This window comes from Martinezella paranaensis (genome assembly GCF_014200235.1).
Classification (GTDB): Bacteria; Pseudomonadota; Alphaproteobacteria; order Rhizobiales; family Rhizobiaceae; genus Rhizobium; species Rhizobium paranaense.
The window spans coordinates 222578-241515 of sequence record NZ_JACHBI010000006.1 but is presented as its reverse complement, the minus strand read 5'-3'; the positions used below and the strand labels follow the sequence as shown (position 1 = coordinate 241515).

Genomic DNA, 18938 nt, shown 5'->3' with positions numbered 1-18938 from the left:
CGGGCTAAATGATCGGAGAGAATCCGGTTTCCTGCAAAATCTCCTGCCCACGCGGAGACAGCAGAAAGTCCCGCAGACGCCTGGCTCCCGTGCCCGCATTCGTGCGAACCGCGACGCCGTATTCGATAAGCGGTAGAAATTCGCCGGGGATATCGACGACGCTGAAGGCCGGATCGGCCTCTAGCAGGCGCGCATTCGAATAGTAGCTGATCATGAGATCGGCCTCGCCATCGGTTATCAGATAGCCACTCCCTTTGCCCGGTGGTGTCGGCGGCGAGTTGCGACCACCGACCAGTTGGCGCGCTCGGGATTTCATCGCCTCTCCCCTGCCCGGATGTCGGGCCTCGATGCGGTCGAAAACCTGGAATGCATAGTCACCAGCGGGATCGTCGCCCGGCGTCGACGTGCCGATCTTCACACTCGGATCAGAAAGGACGGTTAGAAAATTCTCCGTCGTCAGGCCGAGATCGGCACGGGCAAGCACGCAGAGCCGGTTGCGGGCAAAACAGACGGCATCTTCGGCAATGCCGATGGAGGCAAGGCGTCGCGGATGTGCCATGTTGGCGGAGGCGAAGAGATCGAATGCTTCGCCAGCTTCGATCCGCCCACGCAACAGCCCGGCAGGCCCAAGCGTCAGTGAGACAGCAATACCCGTTACCTGCTCGAAAGCACTGACAACAGCCGGAAAAGCGTGACGCATGCTGCCGGCAGACAGGACACGAACGGGCTCTGTCACGAGCGGCTTCCTTTCCTGTGCCTTTGCCGGAAGAGTGGCACGAAAGCGCTTTTCATGCGCTGCCCGCTATCGAGCTTGCTCGAGCGGACGGGAATGCCGTAGAGCGCTTCGAGATTGTCCTCCGTCATCACCTCGTCGGTGACGCCGAAGACGGTTCTTGCCTGGTCGAGCATGAGGAGGACCTTGTCGGCCACAGCCAGCGCATGATTGGGCTGATGCGTGGTGAAAGCGATGGCCAATCCTTGTCGATCGGCCAAGGCGCCGACCAGCGAAAGCACGACATCCTGGTTTTTAAGATCGAGCGCCGAGGCCGGTTCGTCAAGCAGCAGCACCGCGTTTTCGCCTGCCAAGGCCCGCGCAATCAGCACGAGCTGGCGCTCGCCGCCGGAAAGCGCATCGATGTTGCGCGGCGCATAATCGGCCATGCCAGTAGCGACAAGCGCCTCCATCGCCTTCTCGACATCGATCTTGCCTGGCGTCTGAAATAGGCCGATGTGGCGTGCCCGGCCCATCAGCACGACGTCCAGCACCGAATAGGGAAAGGAGCCGGAAAACTCCTGTGGCACAAAGCCGGTGCGCGGGCTCAACACCGTCTTGCCGGCGGTTGGCTTCAGAAGTCCGGCCAGCACGCGCAGCAACGTGGATTTGCCCCGGCCATTCGGTCCCAGGATTGCAATGATTTCCCCTGCACTCAGGGCCAAGTCGAGATCGCGGAACTGCCAGCGCTCGCCATCATAGGATTGGCTGGCCTTCTCAATGCGCAGCTTGACCGGATCAGAAGCCACGCGCGCCTCGTTGGGTCTGTCTCAGCACGAAAGCAAAGACCGGCGTGCCAATCAACGCGGTCAGGATGCCCAACGGGATTTCGGTGCTGGTAGCTGTCCGCGCGATGGTATCGATGATCAACAGGTAGAGCGCGCCGATGATCAGCGAGGCTGGCATCATCACCCGATGATCCGGGCCAACGAGCATGCGCGCCATATGCGGCACGACAAGACCCACCCATCCGATGATACCGCTGACCGCGACCTGCGCCGCAACAATGCAGGAAACGAGCACCAGAACCAGCCAGCGTAGCGGCTCGACATTGACGCCGAGAGCGTAGGCATCCTCGTCACCAAGCGACAGCAGGTTGATGCGCCAGCGCAAACCCAGCAACAGGAGGCCGCCAATTACGAACGGCCCCGACATCAGGGAGAGTTTCTCCCAATTGCCGGTGGCGAAGCTGCCGAGCAGCCAGAAAACCATGGCCGGCAGCTTGTCTTCGGTGTCGGCCATATATTGCACGAGGCTCACCAGCGCGCCGAAGAAGCCGCTCACCACGACACCGGCAAGCACGAGCGCAAGAATGTTGCGACGCGCCACCATGCCGTTCAAGGCATAAACGATGACGAGCGCAGAAAGCCCGAAGGCGAAGGCCGAGCCGAGAAGGCCATAGCGCGAGAAGCGTAAGAGGATGGCGAGCGTTCCGCCGAAAGCAGCACCGGCGGAAACACCCATTACCTGCGGTCCAACCAGAGGATTACGGAAGACGCCCTGCAATGTCGCCCCCGACAACGCAAGGCCTGCGCCGGCCAGCAACGCCAGCAGGATGCGCGGCATGCGCACCGTGAACACGACATTGGATTCCGTCGGCGTCACAGGCACGACCGGCTCAGAGAGTGGTGCCTGCAGAATCTCCACCACCCGCAAGAACGGAATATCGTAACGGCCCATCCCGAGCGAAACGACAGCAACGACCACCAGCAGAAGCGCCAGCACAGCGATGATCATTTGCGGCGAGCGCCGGGGAAATGCATCCGCGCTCATTGCGCGGCGCGATAATCGGTGCGGTAGAATTCTTTATAATAGGCGTTCGCCTCGGCCTGCATATCGATATCCGCGAACCGTTCGGGATAGAGCTCCTTCGCCATCCAGAGTTCGCCAAGCGCCATGGCTTCCGGCATGGGATAACCCCAAGCCTTGGCATATTCCGGCATCAGATAGATTTGGCCGTTCTTGACGGCATCGACTGTCTGCCAGGACGCCGCCTTCTTGATATCTTCCACGACGGCCGGATAGCGTTCCTGAACGAAGATGACGGCCGGATTCCACGTCAGCACGTCTTCCATCGTCACCTGTTTGAAGCCGGCGATCGAATTGGCAACATTGCGGGCACCGGCGCGCTCCATCATCAGGCCGGTATATTTGCCGTGGCCATAGGTGGTGAGATCGGGATTCGCCATATAGACGGGCACGCGCTTGTCTTCGGGGATATCGGCAAGGCGATCGGCAACGAGCTTGCGGGTCTTTTTGGTAACCGCAATCATCTCCTCGCCCTTGTCCTTGCGTCCGAGAACATCGGCAATCAGCCGCACGCCGGTCGCAAAACCGGAGTCGATGGCGGCCGGTTCATCCTTGACGGACGGATTGAGCTTGGCGGCCTCTTCCGGCGGAACGTCGAGAAGCGAGATTGCGACGACGGAAAGGCCGGCATCCTCGATCTGCTTCACCATGTCAGCCGGCGCGTAATTGGTGACGAACACGACATCCGGCTTCAGCTTCAGCAGTTCCTCGATGTTCACCTTGGTCAGGCCACCCGGCATCGGCAAATTCGGCAGTTGCCGAGCAAGCCGCACATAGCTGGCGCCGAGCTGCTTTTTCCACTCGTCGAGAACACCGACCACCTTGTCCATCGCATCGAGTTGGACCGCGATGTTGAGCGTTTGATGCTGGAGGATAACGACACGGTTGACCGTATCCGGAATGTGTACCTGCCGGCCAATCTGGTCCGTCACGACCCGATCAGCCCAGGCCGGCGTGGAAAACAATAGACTACCGATAGCAATGACGATTTTCGCAACGGAAGTGAGGCGACCGATATTGAGCATGATGTTCTCCAGACGAAGCCGCAATCGCTATCATTATATTTTGCCATATACAACGGCGTCATATTCGTCTGGATATTTCGATGGAGACAGCGAGGATCGGGTCGCCCGAGCTCATTGATGAGCTTGCCTGAGAGGAGCTTCGCTATCCGCGGATCGTTTCGGAAGGCAATTCACCAAATCTTTTCTTATAATTAACCGCAAAACGGCCCGCATGCATAAGGCCCCATTTTTGCGCCACGGCGGAAACCGAAGTCCCTGGAACCGAAATCAGAAGCTCGTTACGAGCCGCTGTCATCCGCAGCTCCTGCAGAAAGGCCATGGGCGTCGTCATGCGAAACCGCCGAAACGTGCATTGCAATGTCCGGACGCTCGTCTGAGCGGCGGCGGCAATCTCCTCCAGCGTAATCGGCTCGGCCAGATGAGCCTGCATGTGATCGATCGCCCGCTTCACATGTTTGGGCGTTGCGATGCTCACAGGCCCGGCAAGTGCCAATGAAAAATTATGAGGGAGAGCTTCGAGCAACAGATTGCTGATTGCTTCCGTCAAACTCGCAACAGCAAGCGGCGATTGTTGCAAGCCTTTTTCATCCGCCAAGCCAGCGAATGTTGTCTCTGAAAGCATTCTCAGCAGCTTGCCCGGCCCACCTTCCAAATCGAGATCCGGATGGAATTCAATGTCCGCATAGATGGTGCGCTCCAGCATGTTGCCGAGGCGCCGCTTGAGCTCAGCTTGCTCCAACAGAAGAAGGAGGTGTTGCCGCCGGCCGGCGATTTCCATCCTCTCTTGCACTTTCCCGTCGGCAATTGTGCCCCATCCTGGGGTCGAGAATGATCCCAATTTGGTATGGCCTATGTAGGCATCGCCGACCGAAGGCAGAAAAACCAGCAGCTTATCGCTTTCACCCTTCCGCTCGAACTGGATTTCTCCTTCGTAACGGCAATCGGCGATGGCCAGCTTGTTGATGCCGGCAAATTGACAGGAATATTGGATGTTTTTGCTGCGGGGCTCCACGGTCACCAGCGAGGCAGGTGTCGACAATAGAAGGGACAATGCGTCGGGATCAGACCCCTGATATGACATGCAGGTCTTGGCAGTCACTCCGTCCTTCCTTCCATCAAGCCTTCCCCTTCGCTTGTTTGAAAACGGCGGCCGTTGCGCATCATGAGCGCCCCGACAGCGAACGGTCAACTCTTCTTCTCCCGTCACAGAGAACTTCAGATTTTTGTCAAATAACACGGCGCCAAAGATGGCGGATTGCGTGCGAAAGGTAGGATCAGTCGCCTGCTCCCGTGTTAGAAAAATGGGTGCGGATTTTGGCATTGGTCTCTCTGGCGGGCTTGCCTCGAAAGGAATCCAAGCGCAGTTTCGGGAGACTTGCGGATTGCGTTCAGTTCCAGCGCAGGACTGCGCCAAAACGGACAACGACAGTGGGGGATAAATGACCGATAGGCTTAAGGATAAGATTGCCATCATTTCGGGCGGAGCCACCGGAATGGGTGGGGCGGCTTCACGCCTGTTTGCGGCGGAAGGCGCCAAGGTTGCGATTATCGACCGAAACGGCGACGCGGCCGCAGAGACGGTACGGGCAATTCAGGATGCCGGCGGCGTTGCCGATTACTGGGTTGCCGACGTTTCGGACGAAGCGGCCGTCATTGCAGCGGTCAGGGGCATCGAGGATCGTTTTGGTGCCGTGACCATCCTCTTCAATCACGCCGGCACCATCGTCATCAAACCGTTTCTCGAAACGACCCTGGAAGAATGGGAATGGTTGCACGGCGTCAACGTGCGCTCGATGTTCCTGATGACCAAGGCCGTGCTTCCGGGAATGATCGCCGCCGGCGGTGGCTCCATCGTTTGTACTTCGTCGATCTCGGCCGTTGCCGCGACGCCGATGGAAGTGCTCTACGACACGACGAAGGGGGCGGTGCACATGTTCGCCCGCGCCATTGCCGTCGAGTTCCGTGATCGCAATATTCGATGCAACGCCGTCTGCCCCGGTTTCATCCGCACGCCGCACGGCCTGCGCGAGGTGGCCGAACTGCAGGCCCTCGGCGTTGATGTCTCGGATGCGGCAATCATGGCGCAGCAAGGCCGGATCGGAGAACCGGAAGATGTGGCACGCGCTGCCCTCTACCTCGCCTCGGACGAATCCAGCTTCGTCAACGGCATCCATCTGTTCGTCGACAACGGCTTCACTGCAATCTGACCATCCATAGCCAGCTAAGGATTACCTGTAGCCTTCAGGCAACCCTTAGCGCCGGCAAACCACAAGGCAGCGTGCAACAGCCGCCTGTGCCCCAAGATTGGCCTGGACACTATTGTGGACACATGTTCTATAAAGCGGACAGATCTATCGGGAGCACGCCATGCACCTTTCCATGTGGACTTACCCCTGGGACATTCAGGATCAGGGGCTTAAAGCGCTTGCCGCAGACCTTCGCGGTCGCGCGGGCCTCACGGCGGTCAGCATGGCAACTTCCTATCACGCCGGCCGGTTTTTTCAGCCGCGGAGCCCGCAACAGAAGGCCTATTTTCCGGAGGATGGTACGGTCTATTTCCGCCCGGATGAAAGACTATGGCAGGACAAGGTGATCCGGCCGCTGATGTCTAGGAATGTAACCGAGCGCGGCGATATGCTGGGAGCGCTCGCTAGGGGACGCGACGCGACAGGCCTCAAGGTCTCGTGCTGGACAGTCTGCCTCCACAACACCCGTCTCGGCATGCTGCATCCTGATCATGTGACGCGGAATGCCTTTGGCAATCCGAACTACTACAATCTCTGCCCTTCCAGCCCGGCGGCGCGGGCCTATGCCGTCACGCTCGTTCGCGACATCACGACGAACTATCGGCCTGATATGGTGGAACTCGAAAGCCCGAATTTCATGGGATTCGCGCACGAATATCATCACGAGAAAGACGGCGTCGGTCTGAACGCCGAAGACGACTTCCTGCTGTCGCTCTGCTTCTGCGATCATTGCACGGCGCGCGCCACGAAGGCCGGCGTGCCGGTCGAAGGGGCGCGCAAATCCGTCTCACGCTTCATCGCGGAACTCTGCGACCGGGCCGTCCCGGAACGGCAATTCCCGGATTTTCCAGCCGCCGGCATCGATGCATTTCGCGACCATCCGGATTTGCACGCCTATCTCGTTTGGCGCAGCGAACCGGTGACCAGTCTGATCGCAGAGATCAAGGCCGCCGCCGATCCGGCGACACACATCATACTTATCGACCTGAAGGACGGCTGGCTCGGCGGAGTCGATCTCGCGGCCGTCGGCAAGCTGTGCGACGGGGCGATCCTCTGCTGCTATGACATGGAGCCGGAGACCGTCGCCGATGTCATCCGGAGTGGGCGGGCGGCAATCGGACCGGGAAAATTCCTCGGGGTGGGCCTGCGTGTCTTCTATCCGGAAGTTGATGGCCCGGCGATCCTGGCCGCACGCGCCAAGGCGGCCGTCGATGCCGGCGCCGACGGTGTGAACTTCTACAATTACGGCCTCGTACCGGCAAAGCGCCTCGACTGGGTCAAGGCGGCAGTCGACGCAATCACCTGATCCCCCTTCTCATGATGAGATGGGTTCGGCGACCTGGATCAGGCAGTCGCCGGCCTGGCTGTCGCAATGCAGCCTATGGGAAATGACGATGCCGCTCTCCGCAAAGCGCAGCTTTTCCTCCGGCTGCTCCAGACGTTCCAGATCATGGTACCAACCGGCAATGTCGCCGGCGGAAACGGTTGAACCGAGTGCGACGGCCGGCTCGTACCAGCCTCTGCGGTTCGCATAGATGCCCTGGCTGTGCCGAGACAGCGAAAGAAGCTGCAACGGCCCCGGTTCGGGGAGCGGTGCGCGCGACAGGATCGGACGCTCAACGATGCCGAGCGCAATGAACAGCCGGTCGATCGCCGCCGCCGTAAAGGCCATCGACTCCGGCGTCACGGTTCCGCCACCGCCGAATTCCCCGGAAAGACCGACGGTCCCTGCCCGTCCGGCACCCCCCAGCGACGTCGGCGCCGTCGGCCCGTTATCCGCGATGAAGGCATGCGAGGCGCCCATGGCACGCATCAATGAAACGGACCGTTCGAAGCGGGCGGCATCGGCCTGCCGCTCGATCAACGTGCAGGGCAGGTGCGCCATGGACGTGCCGCCCGAATGCAGATCGAGCACGACGTCATGGCGCGGGAAGAGTTCGTGTTCGAGGAAATGGGCAAGACGCGCCGTCGGCGTCCCCATGGAATCGCCGGGAAACGCGCGATTGAGGTTTCCGCCGTCGAAGGGCGAGCACCGCTTCGCCGCCATCACCGCCGGCAGGTTGGCCATCGGCAGGATGGTGACGGCGCCGCGGATTTCTTCCGCCCGCAACCGGCGCATCAACCGCCCGAGCTGGAGTTCGCCCTCGTACTCGTCGCCATGGTTGCCGGCCATCAGAAGCAGAGACGGCCCCTCGCCATTCTTTAGGCGAAGGATCGGGATGCGGATCTGATAATAGGGCGAAGGGTCGATCGAATAGGGAATAGCGAGATGATCGGCCTGCCGGCCCTCACGCGAAAAGTCGATGGGATTGACGAGGCCGCTATGCATGATGTCTCCAGTCCGGACTGTTGCCTTGCCGTCAGAGGGCCGCGACCGCCGTCATTTCGACGCGCAGATCCGGATCGGCGAGGCGTGCCTCGACGCAGGCGCGCGCCGGCGGGTTTTCGATGTCTATCCAGTTATCATAAACGCTATTCATCGCGTCGAAGTCGACGATTGCCGGCAAGAAGACGTTGATGGCGAGGAGACGGGAGCGGTCAGTGCCGGCTTCTTTCAAAAGGGCGTCGATCTTGCCGAGCACGTCGCGGGTCTGTTCCTCGATGCCTGCCTTGCGATTTTCCGCGACTTGGCCAGCGATATAGACGAGCCCGCCGTAGCTGACGGCTTGGCTCATACGCGAACCCTTTTGATAACGCTGGATCATGTCAGTTTTTTCCTTTTCTTGCTTTGGAAGGGAAGGTCAGCCGAAGCTGGTAAGATAGGCCGCAGTCACCGAATGATCCGGGTCGAGGCCATAGAGGATTGCGTGCCGGTCAAGGCAGGTGCAGGGATGCGAGATGCCGCACTCGATCACGTCGCCCACGGAAACGTCGCTACCATCCGCAAGCGCGACGAAGGCGTGCTGATCGTTGAGACGGAGAACTTCGGCGCTTTGGAGATCGCTGAGGCGCGCACCGTCACGATATAGCGCGAGCGGCCGCGGCAGGCCCTGATCCATAGCCACGTCGCGCATGCCCATGCCGCAGATCGCAAGCCCTGCTTCCGGCCGAGACAGAACTTCGGCCCAGACCCGCAGGGCAGGACGGAAACCCGCCGCCGCGGAAACCAATTCGCCGCCGACGCGGAATCCACCCCGTGCATCGAGGCCGATAAGGCCGCGCTCGTAGACGCCGTGATCATGGAAGAAGATCGCGCCGCTGCGCAGCACGAGACCACACGCGGGATCGGCCGCAACGGCGGCTGAAAGCCGCGCAACCACCACGTCGAAGAAGATCGAACCGCCCGCCGTGACGAGGAGCGGCCGCTCGTCACCGATGCGCGAACGGACCTTGGGCAGGAAGTCGGCCGTCGTCGCCATCAGCGCTTCGATCCGACGCATCGTCTCTTCGGGATCGGCAGTCGCAGCGGAGCCCTCGTAGGAAGCAATGCCAGTCAGCCGGAAAGTCGGCGTCTCGGCGGCAACGATCGCATCGAGAATTGCTGTCGCGGTGTCGATGCTGCGAACACCGGCGCGACCGGCGCCAAACTCCACCATCAGACCGAGAGGCGGCAGATCTCCACGTTCCCGCCATGCGGACCGAAGAGCGTCGGCGTGCACCGTCGAATCCACGAAAATATGGAGTTCCGCATCGGGATAATCAGCGAGCAGGGCAGCAAGCCGGCGGCCGGCGGCTGCCCCGCCGATCTCGTTGGCGAGGATCAGACGGCGTTGTCCCGCCTTGAGCAGGACCGCGGCCTGGCGGATATCGGCAACCGTCGAGCCCCAGGCGCCTGCCGTAAGAAGCATATCCGACAGTGCCGTCGACATCGGCGTCTTGGCATGCGGCGCGATTTCGGCGCCGTGGCTCTTCACATAGGCCATCATCATCTCGACATTGTTGGAGAAGGCCTGCCGGTCGAGCGAGATCAGCGGCAAGGCCATCCTGCCGTCATAGGGCTTCCATCCCTGCTTGCCGATTGCCGCGAGTGGGAGCGGTGGATGGCCTGGAGGAAAGCCGCGCACCCGGTCATCGATCAGCATAGCTTCCTCCGCAATATGAAGGTCAGGCAAGGCGACCTCCCTGGACCTCGGCCGCGTCGTCTATACCGAGGCGGTAGGTGTCGTTTGCGGTGACAAAGAACAAGGCGCGTTGTTCATCGAGAGACAATTGCGAGGCGATCGTGCGAAAGGTCAGATAGACGTCGTCGAAGGAAGCGTACAATCCCGCGACTGGAAAATCGCTCGCGAACATGGCGCGCGTTGGGCCGAAACAATCGAGGCAATGCTCGATCACCGGGCGCAGGCTTTCGAGCGTCCGCTGGTTATCGTAAGCGACGAGATCGGAGATCTTCAGGCGCACGTTCGGCTCATTGCCGAGCGCCTGCAGGCCTTGGCGCCAGAGCGTCATGCCTTCAGGCGTCCGGTCGATGGGGCTTCCGCCGTGATTGAGCACGAACAGCGTTTCAGGACTGGCACGCACAAGCTCGAGCGCGTCCTTCATCTGCCATGGATAAAGCATCAGGTCGAAGACCAGCCCAAGCCGCGCAGCGTAGGCCAGCCCTGCCCGCCAGGCGGGATCGTCCATCAGATCTGCGCGTCGCGCAAAACTCTTCGCCGGGTCCGGATGCCAACTCACGATATCACGGATGCCGACGACATTTGGGTTTGCCGCTTCCGCCTCAAGCAGGCACATGGGGTCCGGCGCGTCAAGAGGAACCCGCGCGATATAACGGCGCGCCACACCGGAGCTGCGGTCGAGGCTATCCAGCCAGCCGGTCTCTTCCAGTGGATGCGCATCGGACCAGCCGGCTTCCACATGGATGGTTGCAACCACGTTCTGGCGCACGGCGTCGACACGATAATCTTCGATGCCGTAGTTGCGCAGGATCGGTGTGAGGCTTCCGAAAGCCGTCTCCCCGCCGGTCGCCCGCGCTTTCTGAAGCCAGGGATGGCGCTCTAGCGTAAGATCCCAGAGGTGATGATGCGGGTCGATCAACGGCCCGTTATAGCATCCGGTCATCGGCGCGCCTCGCGGCCGGATACGAGGAGGAGCGCAAGGATCAGCGTACCGAACATGATGGACCGCCAGCCGGGTGAGGCGTTGACGACCGTGATCAGCGCCGTCGTCGTCACGAGTAGGATCGCACCGGGAATGGTACCGGCATAGGTGCCACGGCCGCCTAGAATGGACGTGCCGCCGAGCACGACGGCCGCGATCGAGGTCAGCAGATAGGGATCGCCGATGCCGACATAGCCCTGCCGGTTCATGCCCAGCACGAGAATGCCGGCGAGGCCCGCAAAAAAGCCCGACAGTGTATAGACAAGCAGCGTGTTGCGTTCGACGCGGACGCCGGAAAGTCGGGCAACCAGCGGGTTCGCACCAAGCGCAAGGACACGTGCGCCGGTCGGCATGCGATGGATGAGCAGCAGGACGGCAACCGAGACGACAAGCCAAAGCGCGATGCCTGCCGGAATGCCGAGCGGCCGCGCCTGGCCGAGCAGAATGACCGCCGGATTGCTGACGGTGATCGCGCTGCCACCGGCGATGATGACAAGCAAGCCTTGCAGGAAGGTCGCCATGGCAAGCGTCATGATGATCGGCGGCACGCGAAGATAGGCCGAGCCTGCCCCGTTCATGAGGCCGATGCCGGCGGCGATGGCAAGGGATGTCGCGATGCCGACGAGGCCGGTCGGATCCCAGGCGGGCGAGATGAGCGGCAGCAGAATTGCCGTGACGGTGATCACTGCGCCGACGGAAAGATCGATGCCGCCCATCAGGATGACGAGCGTCTGGCCGGCAGCCGCAATGCCGATCACCGCGGCGAGTTCGAGCAGGTAGCGCAGATGGCCGTAGGCCCCGAAACCGCGCAGCGTGAAGCTTGCGACGATCCAGACGAGCGAGACCAGAAGGAAGGTCAGGAGCGGCGGGTTGCGGAATGCGGTCCTGATGACGTTCATTGCCTTGCCTTCCATTGTGCGAGAAGTTCCGGAACCGCGACCGCGCCGACGATGATCAGGCCCTGCGCGACATATTGCGCGACCGGCGGAAAGCCCAGGAAAAACATGACGTTGATCATGACAGAGAGCAGCAGGCTGCCGCAGATCGCGCCGCGCATGGTCCCCTTGCCGCCAAGGAAGCCGACCCCGCCGAGCACGGAGGCGGCAATCGAGTTCAGCGTAAAGGGCGCGCCGATGACCGGATCGCCGGACCCGGTCTGCGCGGCGACGAAGAGACCGGTCAGCGCTGCAAGAAGGCCTGATAGCGCGAAGGCGACGACCTTCACCCGCTCGACCGGGACACCGGAGCGGAATGCGCCGATAGGGTTGTCGCCGGCCGCATAGATGCCAAGGCCGAGCGGCGTTGCGAGAAAGGCTTTCCAGAGCACGAGCGTCATGACGAACAACAGGAAAGCAATGGGCGTATCGCCGGCCAGCGTCGTCGACAGCCACTCGGGAATGAACCCGCCCGGTCGCGGCAGCAGGATGAGCGCGACCCCGGTTATGATGAAGGAGCCGGCGAGCGTGACGATGATCGCCGGAAGCCTCAGATGCGTCACGATGGCCCCAATGACGGCGCCGATCGCAAGACCGGCGAGTGCGACCGCAAGAATGCCGCCGGGGACGCCGAGCGCCCCCTCCATTGTCGTCGCGGCGATCACTGCCCCAAGGCTCACCAGCGGCCCGATCGCCAGCGTGATGCCGCCATTCAACATAAGCACTGCCTGCGCCATGGTGACGAGCGCAAGCGGGAACCAATTCTGCGTGAACTTCGAAAAGCCGCTGATGGAAAGAATGCCCGGAAAGAGCACGACGTAGAGGATGAGAAAGGCGGAGACGACCAGATAGACGCCACTGAGGCCGCGGTTACGGCGGAGCTGGATCAGGCCATAGAGCCTGCCGGATGACGAAACTACGCTCATGCTGCCACTCCCTGTGTCGTGACGCCCATGGCCGCACCGACGATCGCCCCTTCGCTGATCGCAGCGCCCGATAGCGTCGCCACAACGTGCCCTTCGCGCAGAACCACGACGCGGTCGCAAAGATGCACCAGCTCAGGCGTGTCGGAACTCGCCAGGATAACCAGCCGTCCCTCGGCGGCGAAGGCGCGGAGCATGAGGTAGATTTCGCGCTTGGTTTCGATGTCGACGCCGCGCGTCGGATCGTTGAGCAGTAGCACGGACGGATCGAGCGGCAGCCATTTGGCGAGCGCCACTTTCTGCTGGTTACCGCCGGAAAGCGCCTGCACCGGGCGGGCCGTATCGCCCTTGATCGTCAGGCGACGCGCGAGGTCGGCGACAAGGCCATCTTCGGCCCGCAGGTCGCGCAGCCCCTTTCTGGCGAGCCGCCCGAGCGAGGGCAGGATGAGATTGGATGCGATGGAATGAGGCAGCACCAGCCCCTCATGTTTGCGGTCGGCCGGGACATAGACGATGCCGGCCGCATTTGCCTCGCCGACATGGGCGGGCAGGCAGGGTTTTCCGGAAATCTCCGCTCGGGCAGCCGAGGCCGGAATTGCGCCATAGAGGCCGAGCAACAAGTCTTCCTGCCCCTGCCCCACGAGCCCGCCGATGCCGACGATCCCGCCGGCGCGAGCGGAGAAGCCGATGTGGCGCACCTTACCGGCGGAAAAGTCTTCGACGCTGATGCGCGTCGCGCCGGGCGTTGCGGCTGGACGCGGCGGGAACAGGTCGCCGGTCTCGCGGCCGACCATAAGGCGCACCAGTCCTTCGCCATCGATGCCGGATAACGACTGATCTGCCGTGACGCCGCCGTCCTTCAGCACCGTGACATGCGAGCAAAGCGCCTGCACCTCATTGAGGCGGTGAGAAATATAAAGAAGTGCGATGCCGCGCTTCCTCAGCGTCTCGATGACCTGGGCAAGGATGCCGGCTTCATGAGCTGACAGCGACGAGGTCGGCTCGTCCAGAATGAGCACGCACGGCTTGCGGAACAGCGCCTTGGCAATCTCCACCATCTGACGGCGGCCGAGCGCGAGATCGGCAACCGGCATGTCGATGGGTTCGGTAAGCCCCACCATGTCGCAGACTTCCAGCACGCCGCGATGAAGCGCTTCATAATCGATGAGGCCGAACCGGCGCGGAAACGCGCCGAGCCCGATATTCTCGGCAATCGAGAGGTTCGCCGTGAGGCTCAGCTCCTGCTGGACCACGGCGATACCCGCCGCACGCGCAGCCGCCGGACTGAAGCGTCCGACGGGCTTGCCGTCAACGACGATGGAACCACTGTCGGGCTGGAGAGCACCGGACAACAGGTTGATCAGCGTAGACTTGCCGGCGCCGTTTTCTCCGAGCAGGGCATGAACCCTGCCCGGAAGAAGGGCGATGTCGACGCCCTTCAAAACGGGATTGCCGAAAAATCCCTTGAACACCTGCCGGGCTTCCAGCAGGGGATTTTCTTCCTTCATGACGGCTTCCTTCAAGACGAATTACTGGGCAAGCAGCTTGTCGAAGAGCGCCTTGTCGTAGTCCGAGTAGATATATCCGTCGGCCGGGAACTTGTCGGCTTTTGCGAGATAGCCGCCGATCGAGCTGTCATCGATAACCGGCAGCGGCACCTTGACGAAGGCCGGAACGTTCTTGCCCTGCAGCGCCTGCACGGCCGCATAGACGGAGAGCGCGCCGAGCCAGTTGGGCTGCATGGTCGCCCAGCCCTTCAGACCATTCTCCTTCCAGAGTTCCAGGAACTGCCGCGCGTTTTCGCCTGTCGTCGGCACCTGGTCACGACCCTGACGCTCGAAGGCAAGAACGGAGCCGGCCGAAAGCGCGCCGCCAAGCGACAGAACGCCATCGATTTGCTGGTTGGCAAACAGCAGGCTTGTCATGGCTTCCTGCGACGGCGCGACGTTATATTCCGTGTTGGTTTCCGTGATGATCTGAATACCCTTGTTCGCATCGAGCACCGGCTGCGCACCCTTGCGGCGGTCATCGCTGACGGAAACGCCGGCGGGACCGTTCATGATGATGATCTTCCCCTTGCCGTGAAGCTGATCGACCATCCACTGCGCAGCCCTTGCGCCCCACTCGCTGGAGTCCGTGTTGATCTTCGCCGTCAGATTTTTGGTGTCCACGAGGCTGTCGAAATTGACGACGGCAATGCCCTTCGAGCATGCGTCGGAGATGACGCGGTCGAGAGCCGTGGACGAACCGGCTTCGACAATGATGGCATCGAGGTTCGCGTCGATCATCGATTGGATCTGCTGGATCTGCGTCTGGGCGTTGCCCTGTGCATCGGTGATCTTCAGGTCCTTGACGAGGCCGTCTTTCTTCAGAGCAGCCACTTCATCGGTGATCGTGCCCTCGGTCTGCTTCATCCAGGTCGGGACGGAATAGATGTTCGCCCAACCAATCGTATAGGGCGCCTTGCGATCACCCTTGATGCAATTGGCTGCGGCCGACGCCGTGCCGGCCGAAAAGGCAAGAAGGACCGCAGCGGCGGCAGCACCCGCGAGAAGGCGGTTGCGCAGCGAAGCTGAGGTGCAGTTCTCAAAATTCTTCATGTCGTTCCCCTTTTGTGTGCGGCAGCGTTTGCGCTTGCCATCTGTTTGTGTCCGCTATATTGTACATATGATCTTTATACCGGACGTCGGCGATCTTATGCCGATTTTTTCCCCTCGCAAGAGGGGTGCAAAAATTTCGTTCGCGACGAGTGGCGGGATCGATTGACAGATGCAGCGGACGGCTTGAAAAGCTTGTGCCGGACTAGGAACGGGAATCGACGACGATGGATGCAGTTCAGGACGAAGCAGGCGGCAAGCGCGCCCGAGGGCTCGACCGCGCTTTCGAGATCCTCGATTTCCTGCGCCACAAACGGCAAGCCCTGAAGCCGAACGAAATCGCTGCGCAGATCGGCGCGCCGCGCTCATCGGTTTACGAGCTCGTCAACCTATTGCTGCACAACGGCATTCTTGAATTTACGGGTGGCGAAGGGCGCGTCTATCTCGGCCGCAAGCTCTATTTCCTGGGCGCGGCTTATGAGAACCACTTCGATTTCACCCGCGAATGTGAGGCGACGCTCGAGAAGCTTGCCGACGAAACGCGGGAAACGGCACAGTTCTGCATGCTGGATGGAAACAAATACACGGTCGTCCGCATGCGGGAAGGCGCCCGGCCATTCCGCATCTCGACGGATATCGGCCAATCGGTTCCGATCCCGTGGACTGCCTCCGGCCGCCTGCTCGTCGCACACCTGTCCGATCAGGAAATCCTGAACTTCATTCCTTCGGATGATTTCCGCCTGCCGAGCGGCGAATGGCTCGACCCAGAGACCTTCATCGCCGAGGTGCGCAAAGCCGAGTACGAGGGCTTCTTCACCTTCAACAGCATCGTCGACAGCTTCACACATTGTTTTGCCGTACCGATACGCGACCAGGAAGGTCATGTCGCCGGAACGCTCTGCCTCGTCACGCCGCGCGACGACGGCCTTGCGAACCGGGACCGTTACCTCGCCTGCTTGAAAAAGGCGGCCGCCGACCTGAACCAGACCCCATCGAGGCCAAAACGGGCTTAGAGCAATTCCAGGAAAAGTGCGAAGCGGTTTTCCGTCCGGAATTGCGTAAAAACAGAGGGATAGAGCGGGAAAGCGATTCCGTGAGACGCTGAACCGCTCTAGTGCCCGAGCGTAAGGAAGTGCAGAACTCCCCGGTCAGCCGCGACGATCTTGCCAGGTACGCGGCGCTACGACAGCGAAGTGAGCATAGACTTGTGCGTTGCGCATATCGGAGAAGGTCCGAGGAAACCAGCGAACGGCACAGAACATGCCGATCAACCTGTCACTCCATAGTCCAATTCTTCATCAAAACCACAACAGAAGGCGCCAGACCTATCCGCTTTGCGAATATTTCTGAAAAATTAATTCATTATTAAATACAATTTAAGCAAATAGCTCTAGTTGAAATCCATTTTTATTAGGGCAACTTTTATGAACATCAGTATTGCAAAGAGCCTTATTGCTTTCGGTGTCGTGATGACCATAGGGCTTTCTGGCTCGGTAGGGTTGCAACAAATGGCCTTGAACCGGCTCAAAGTGAATGGGCCGATCTATGAGCAGGTCGTCAACGGAAAGGATCTCGTTGCCGATATCCTGCCGCCGCCGCTTTTCGTGGTGGAATCCTACATGCTGGCTTTGGAAGCCAGTGATTTTCCGGAGCTCGCCACCGCGAATGCGGCCAAGATCGCCAAACTCCAACTCGACTACAATGAGCGCCGCGCTTACTGGCAAACCTCCAGTCTGCCACAGAGTTTGAAGGATCAACTGGCAAATGCCGTGCTGACCAAATCCGATGTCTTCTGGAAGGAAATGGACGGCGAGGTTCTCCCGGCGCTGGCGGCCAAGGATATGGCAAAAGTCAAGGATCTGCTCGTTCATCTCAAGGGCACGTTTCACCTGCACCAGGATGCCGTTGAAGAACTGGTGACCAGCTCGAACGATTTCCTCTCGGGTCAGGAGTCGGGCGCCCGCGCAGAGATTGACCGCTGGACCATATTCTCGCTCTCCGCTGCAGGCGGGTCGATACTTCTGCTGGTTGGCGGGACACTCCTTTTGCGACGCAGGGCGATCGTGCCCCTGGAAAGGATGAGAGCCTATATGGGCGTGCTTGCTGGTGGCGATTACACCGGGGAAGTGCCACATTCCGAACGCTCCGATGAAATCGGCGCGATGGCGAAGTCGGTTGCGGTGTTCAAAGCGAAGGCTCGGGAGCACCAGCGGCTCGAGACGGAAGCGGAAGCCAATCGCACGCTTTCCGAACAGGAACGCGCGGCGCAGGAGCAAGTCCGCGCGCGGGAGGCGGCAGATATCAAGTTCGCGGTCGATGCGCTCGCCGGCGGTCTCGGCCAGCTCGCCAGTGGCAATCTCACACATCGGATAGACGTCGCCTTCGCGCCGCCGCTCGACGTCGTGCGCCGAGACTTCAACGCTGCGGTAGAACGGCTTGAGGACGCTCTTCGCAAGGTCGGCCAAAATGCACAGTCGATTGCGACCGATTCCAATCGGGTCAGGTCGGCAACCGACGACCTATCCAAACGGACGGAACAGCAGGCTGCTTCTGTCGAGGAGACCGCCGCAGCCCTCGAACAGATCACCACCACGGTCACGGATTCCAGCCGTCGCGCCGACGAGGCTGGTAGATTGGTCGTAACGGCGCGCGAAAATGCGGAAAAATCCGGTGATATCGTTCGCCGCGCGATCGCTGCGATGGGTGAGATCGAGGCATCCTCGAACGAGATTTCCAACATCATCGGCGTCATCGACGATATCGCTTTCCAGACGAACCTTCTTGCCCTGAATGCAGGTGTCGAAGCGGCGCGCGCTGGCGAAGCCGGAAAGGGCTTTGCCGTCGTCGCGCAGGAAGTCCGCGAGCTTGCACAACGCTCGGCGGCGGCTGCCAAGCAGATCAAGACGTTGATCAACACCTCCGGCGACCAGGTGAAGAATGGCGTGGCGCTCGTCGGGGATACCGGCCAGGCGCTCGACGAGATCGGCCAGCAAGTGGCGGCCATCAATGCCAACGTGGCGGCGATCGTCGAAGCCTCGCGAGAACAGGCAATCGGCCTCAAGGAAATCAACCAGGCGGTCAACACCATAGATCAGGGCACGCAACAGAATACGTCCATGGTCGTGGAATCCAACGCCGCCAGCCATAGCCTTGCGAACGAAGCAGAAGCTCTCTTTAATCTGCTCGGCCGCTTCCGGATCGGCGCGGCCAATCAGCCGGCCGCAGCCTCTGTTGCAGAAGCACATAAGCGACATAGGCCTGTGGAGTCGCCGGCACGTCGACTGACAGCGAAGTTGGCAGGCGCTCTCGGAGGGACAGCCGTGGCAGAGGCCGCCACCTCCTGGAAAGAATTCTAAGGCGCGAAACAAATATCTATGGCGAGGTGATTACCACCTCGCGCGGATGAGCGTTTCCATCGGGCAAGCGGCCTTCGCCTGAACGGCGGGCGCCGCTTACCCGATGGCTGAGAGCACGGCAGTCCGCAGTACACGCGACAACTGTCCTGTGACCCGACATTAGAATATCGCAATGCCCGATGGCAGACCGTCGACGCCGAGGTTTCATTCCGGGACCTGTCAGAGCACCATCATG

General features: G+C 60.9%; 17 protein-coding genes. 4 read left to right on the top strand and 13 right to left on the bottom strand.

The features are described 5' to 3' along the window. Positions 1-4: 4 nt before the first annotated feature. The 5 genes from GGD50_RS16955 to GGD50_RS16935 all read right to left on the bottom strand — a co-directional run bounded on the left by GGD50_RS16955 (position 5) and on the right by GGD50_RS16935 (position 4927). Positions 5-736, bottom strand: a complete 732-nt coding sequence (locus tag GGD50_RS16955; RefSeq protein ID WP_183938515.1) for a molybdate ABC transporter substrate-binding protein — start codon at positions 734-736, stop codon at positions 5-7. Then, entirely contained in the window at positions 733-1521 is a 789-nt protein-coding gene (locus tag GGD50_RS16950; protein ID WP_183938514.1) for an ATP-binding cassette domain-containing protein, read from the bottom strand. The genes GGD50_RS16955 and GGD50_RS16950 overlap by 4 nt, the downstream gene beginning before the upstream one ends. Further along, on the bottom strand, positions 1511-2545 hold the full coding sequence (locus GGD50_RS16945) for a FecCD family ABC transporter permease (RefSeq protein ID WP_183938513.1): 1035 nt from the start codon (positions 2543-2545) through the stop codon (positions 1511-1513). The genes GGD50_RS16950 and GGD50_RS16945 overlap by 11 nt, the downstream gene beginning before the upstream one ends. After that, the gene (locus GGD50_RS16940; protein WP_183938512.1) at positions 2542-3606 is read right to left on the bottom strand and encodes an ABC transporter substrate-binding protein; all 1065 of its coding nucleotides are present in this window, start codon (positions 3604-3606) and stop codon (positions 2542-2544) included. The genes GGD50_RS16945 and GGD50_RS16940 overlap by 4 nt, the downstream gene beginning before the upstream one ends. Positions 3607-3748: 142 nt before the next feature. Then, complete coding sequence (locus GGD50_RS16935; protein ID WP_183938511.1) at positions 3749-4927, bottom strand: helix-turn-helix domain-containing protein; 1179 nt, start codon at positions 4925-4927, stop codon at positions 3749-3751. Between the two features lie 118 nt (positions 4928-5045). Between GGD50_RS16935 and GGD50_RS16930 the strand changes: the two genes are divergently transcribed. Both GGD50_RS16930 and GGD50_RS16925 read left to right on the top strand, forming a co-directional pair. Further along, the gene (locus tag GGD50_RS16930) at positions 5046-5813 is read left to right on the top strand and encodes an SDR family NAD(P)-dependent oxidoreductase (protein WP_183938510.1); all 768 of its coding nucleotides are present in this window, start codon (positions 5046-5048) and stop codon (positions 5811-5813) included. Between the two features lie 160 nt (positions 5814-5973). After that, on the top strand, positions 5974-7158 hold the full coding sequence (locus tag GGD50_RS16925; protein WP_183938509.1) for a hypothetical protein: 1185 nt from the start codon (positions 5974-5976) through the stop codon (positions 7156-7158). A 9-nt stretch (positions 7159-7167) separates the two neighbouring features. Here GGD50_RS16925 and GGD50_RS16920 read toward each other — a convergent pair whose 3' ends face one another. Genes GGD50_RS16920 through GGD50_RS16885 form a run of 8 tightly spaced genes read right to left on the bottom strand, consistent with a single transcriptional unit; the run spans position 7168 to position 15350 of the window. Then, complete coding sequence (locus GGD50_RS16920) at positions 7168-8181, bottom strand: succinylglutamate desuccinylase/aspartoacylase family protein (protein WP_183938508.1); 1014 nt, start codon at positions 8179-8181, stop codon at positions 7168-7170. A gap of 31 nt (positions 8182-8212) precedes the next feature. Then, complete coding sequence (locus tag GGD50_RS16915; RefSeq protein ID WP_183938507.1) at positions 8213-8557, bottom strand: RidA family protein; 345 nt, start codon at positions 8555-8557, stop codon at positions 8213-8215. A gap of 36 nt (positions 8558-8593) precedes the next feature. Continuing rightward, complete coding sequence (locus GGD50_RS16910) at positions 8594-9904, bottom strand: alanine racemase (protein WP_183938506.1); 1311 nt, start codon at positions 9902-9904, stop codon at positions 8594-8596. Beyond that, positions 9897-10853, bottom strand: a complete 957-nt coding sequence (locus GGD50_RS16905) for an amidohydrolase family protein (protein WP_183938505.1) — start codon at positions 10851-10853, stop codon at positions 9897-9899. The genes GGD50_RS16910 and GGD50_RS16905 overlap by 8 nt, the downstream gene beginning before the upstream one ends. Continuing rightward, entirely contained in the window at positions 10850-11791 is a 942-nt protein-coding gene (locus GGD50_RS16900; protein WP_183938504.1) for an ABC transporter permease, read from the bottom strand. Before GGD50_RS16900 ends, GGD50_RS16905 begins: the two co-directional genes overlap by 4 nt. Next, entirely contained in the window at positions 11788-12753 is a 966-nt protein-coding gene (locus GGD50_RS16895; RefSeq protein WP_183938503.1) for an ABC transporter permease, read from the bottom strand. Before GGD50_RS16895 ends, GGD50_RS16900 begins: the two co-directional genes overlap by 4 nt. Then, positions 12750-14258 carry a sugar ABC transporter ATP-binding protein gene (locus GGD50_RS16890; protein WP_183938502.1) on the bottom strand — a complete coding sequence of 503 codons (1509 nt, stop codon included), beginning with the start codon at positions 14256-14258 and terminating at the stop codon, positions 12750-12752. Before GGD50_RS16890 ends, GGD50_RS16895 begins: the two co-directional genes overlap by 4 nt. A gap of 21 nt (positions 14259-14279) precedes the next feature. Beyond that, positions 14280-15350 carry an ABC transporter substrate-binding protein gene (locus GGD50_RS16885; RefSeq protein WP_183938501.1) on the bottom strand — a complete coding sequence of 357 codons (1071 nt, stop codon included), beginning with the start codon at positions 15348-15350 and terminating at the stop codon, positions 14280-14282. Positions 15351-15574: 224 nt separating this feature from the next. Here GGD50_RS16885 and GGD50_RS16880 point away from each other — a divergent pair, with 224 nt between their 5' ends. Both GGD50_RS16880 and GGD50_RS16875 read left to right on the top strand, forming a co-directional pair. Next, on the top strand, positions 15575-16360 hold the full coding sequence (locus GGD50_RS16880; protein ID WP_183938500.1) for an IclR family transcriptional regulator: 786 nt from the start codon (positions 15575-15577) through the stop codon (positions 16358-16360). 411 nt (positions 16361-16771) lie between these two features. Next, on the top strand, positions 16772-18703 hold the full coding sequence (locus GGD50_RS16875) for a methyl-accepting chemotaxis protein (protein ID WP_183938499.1): 1932 nt from the start codon (positions 16772-16774) through the stop codon (positions 18701-18703). Positions 18704-18938 lie beyond the last annotated feature (235 nt).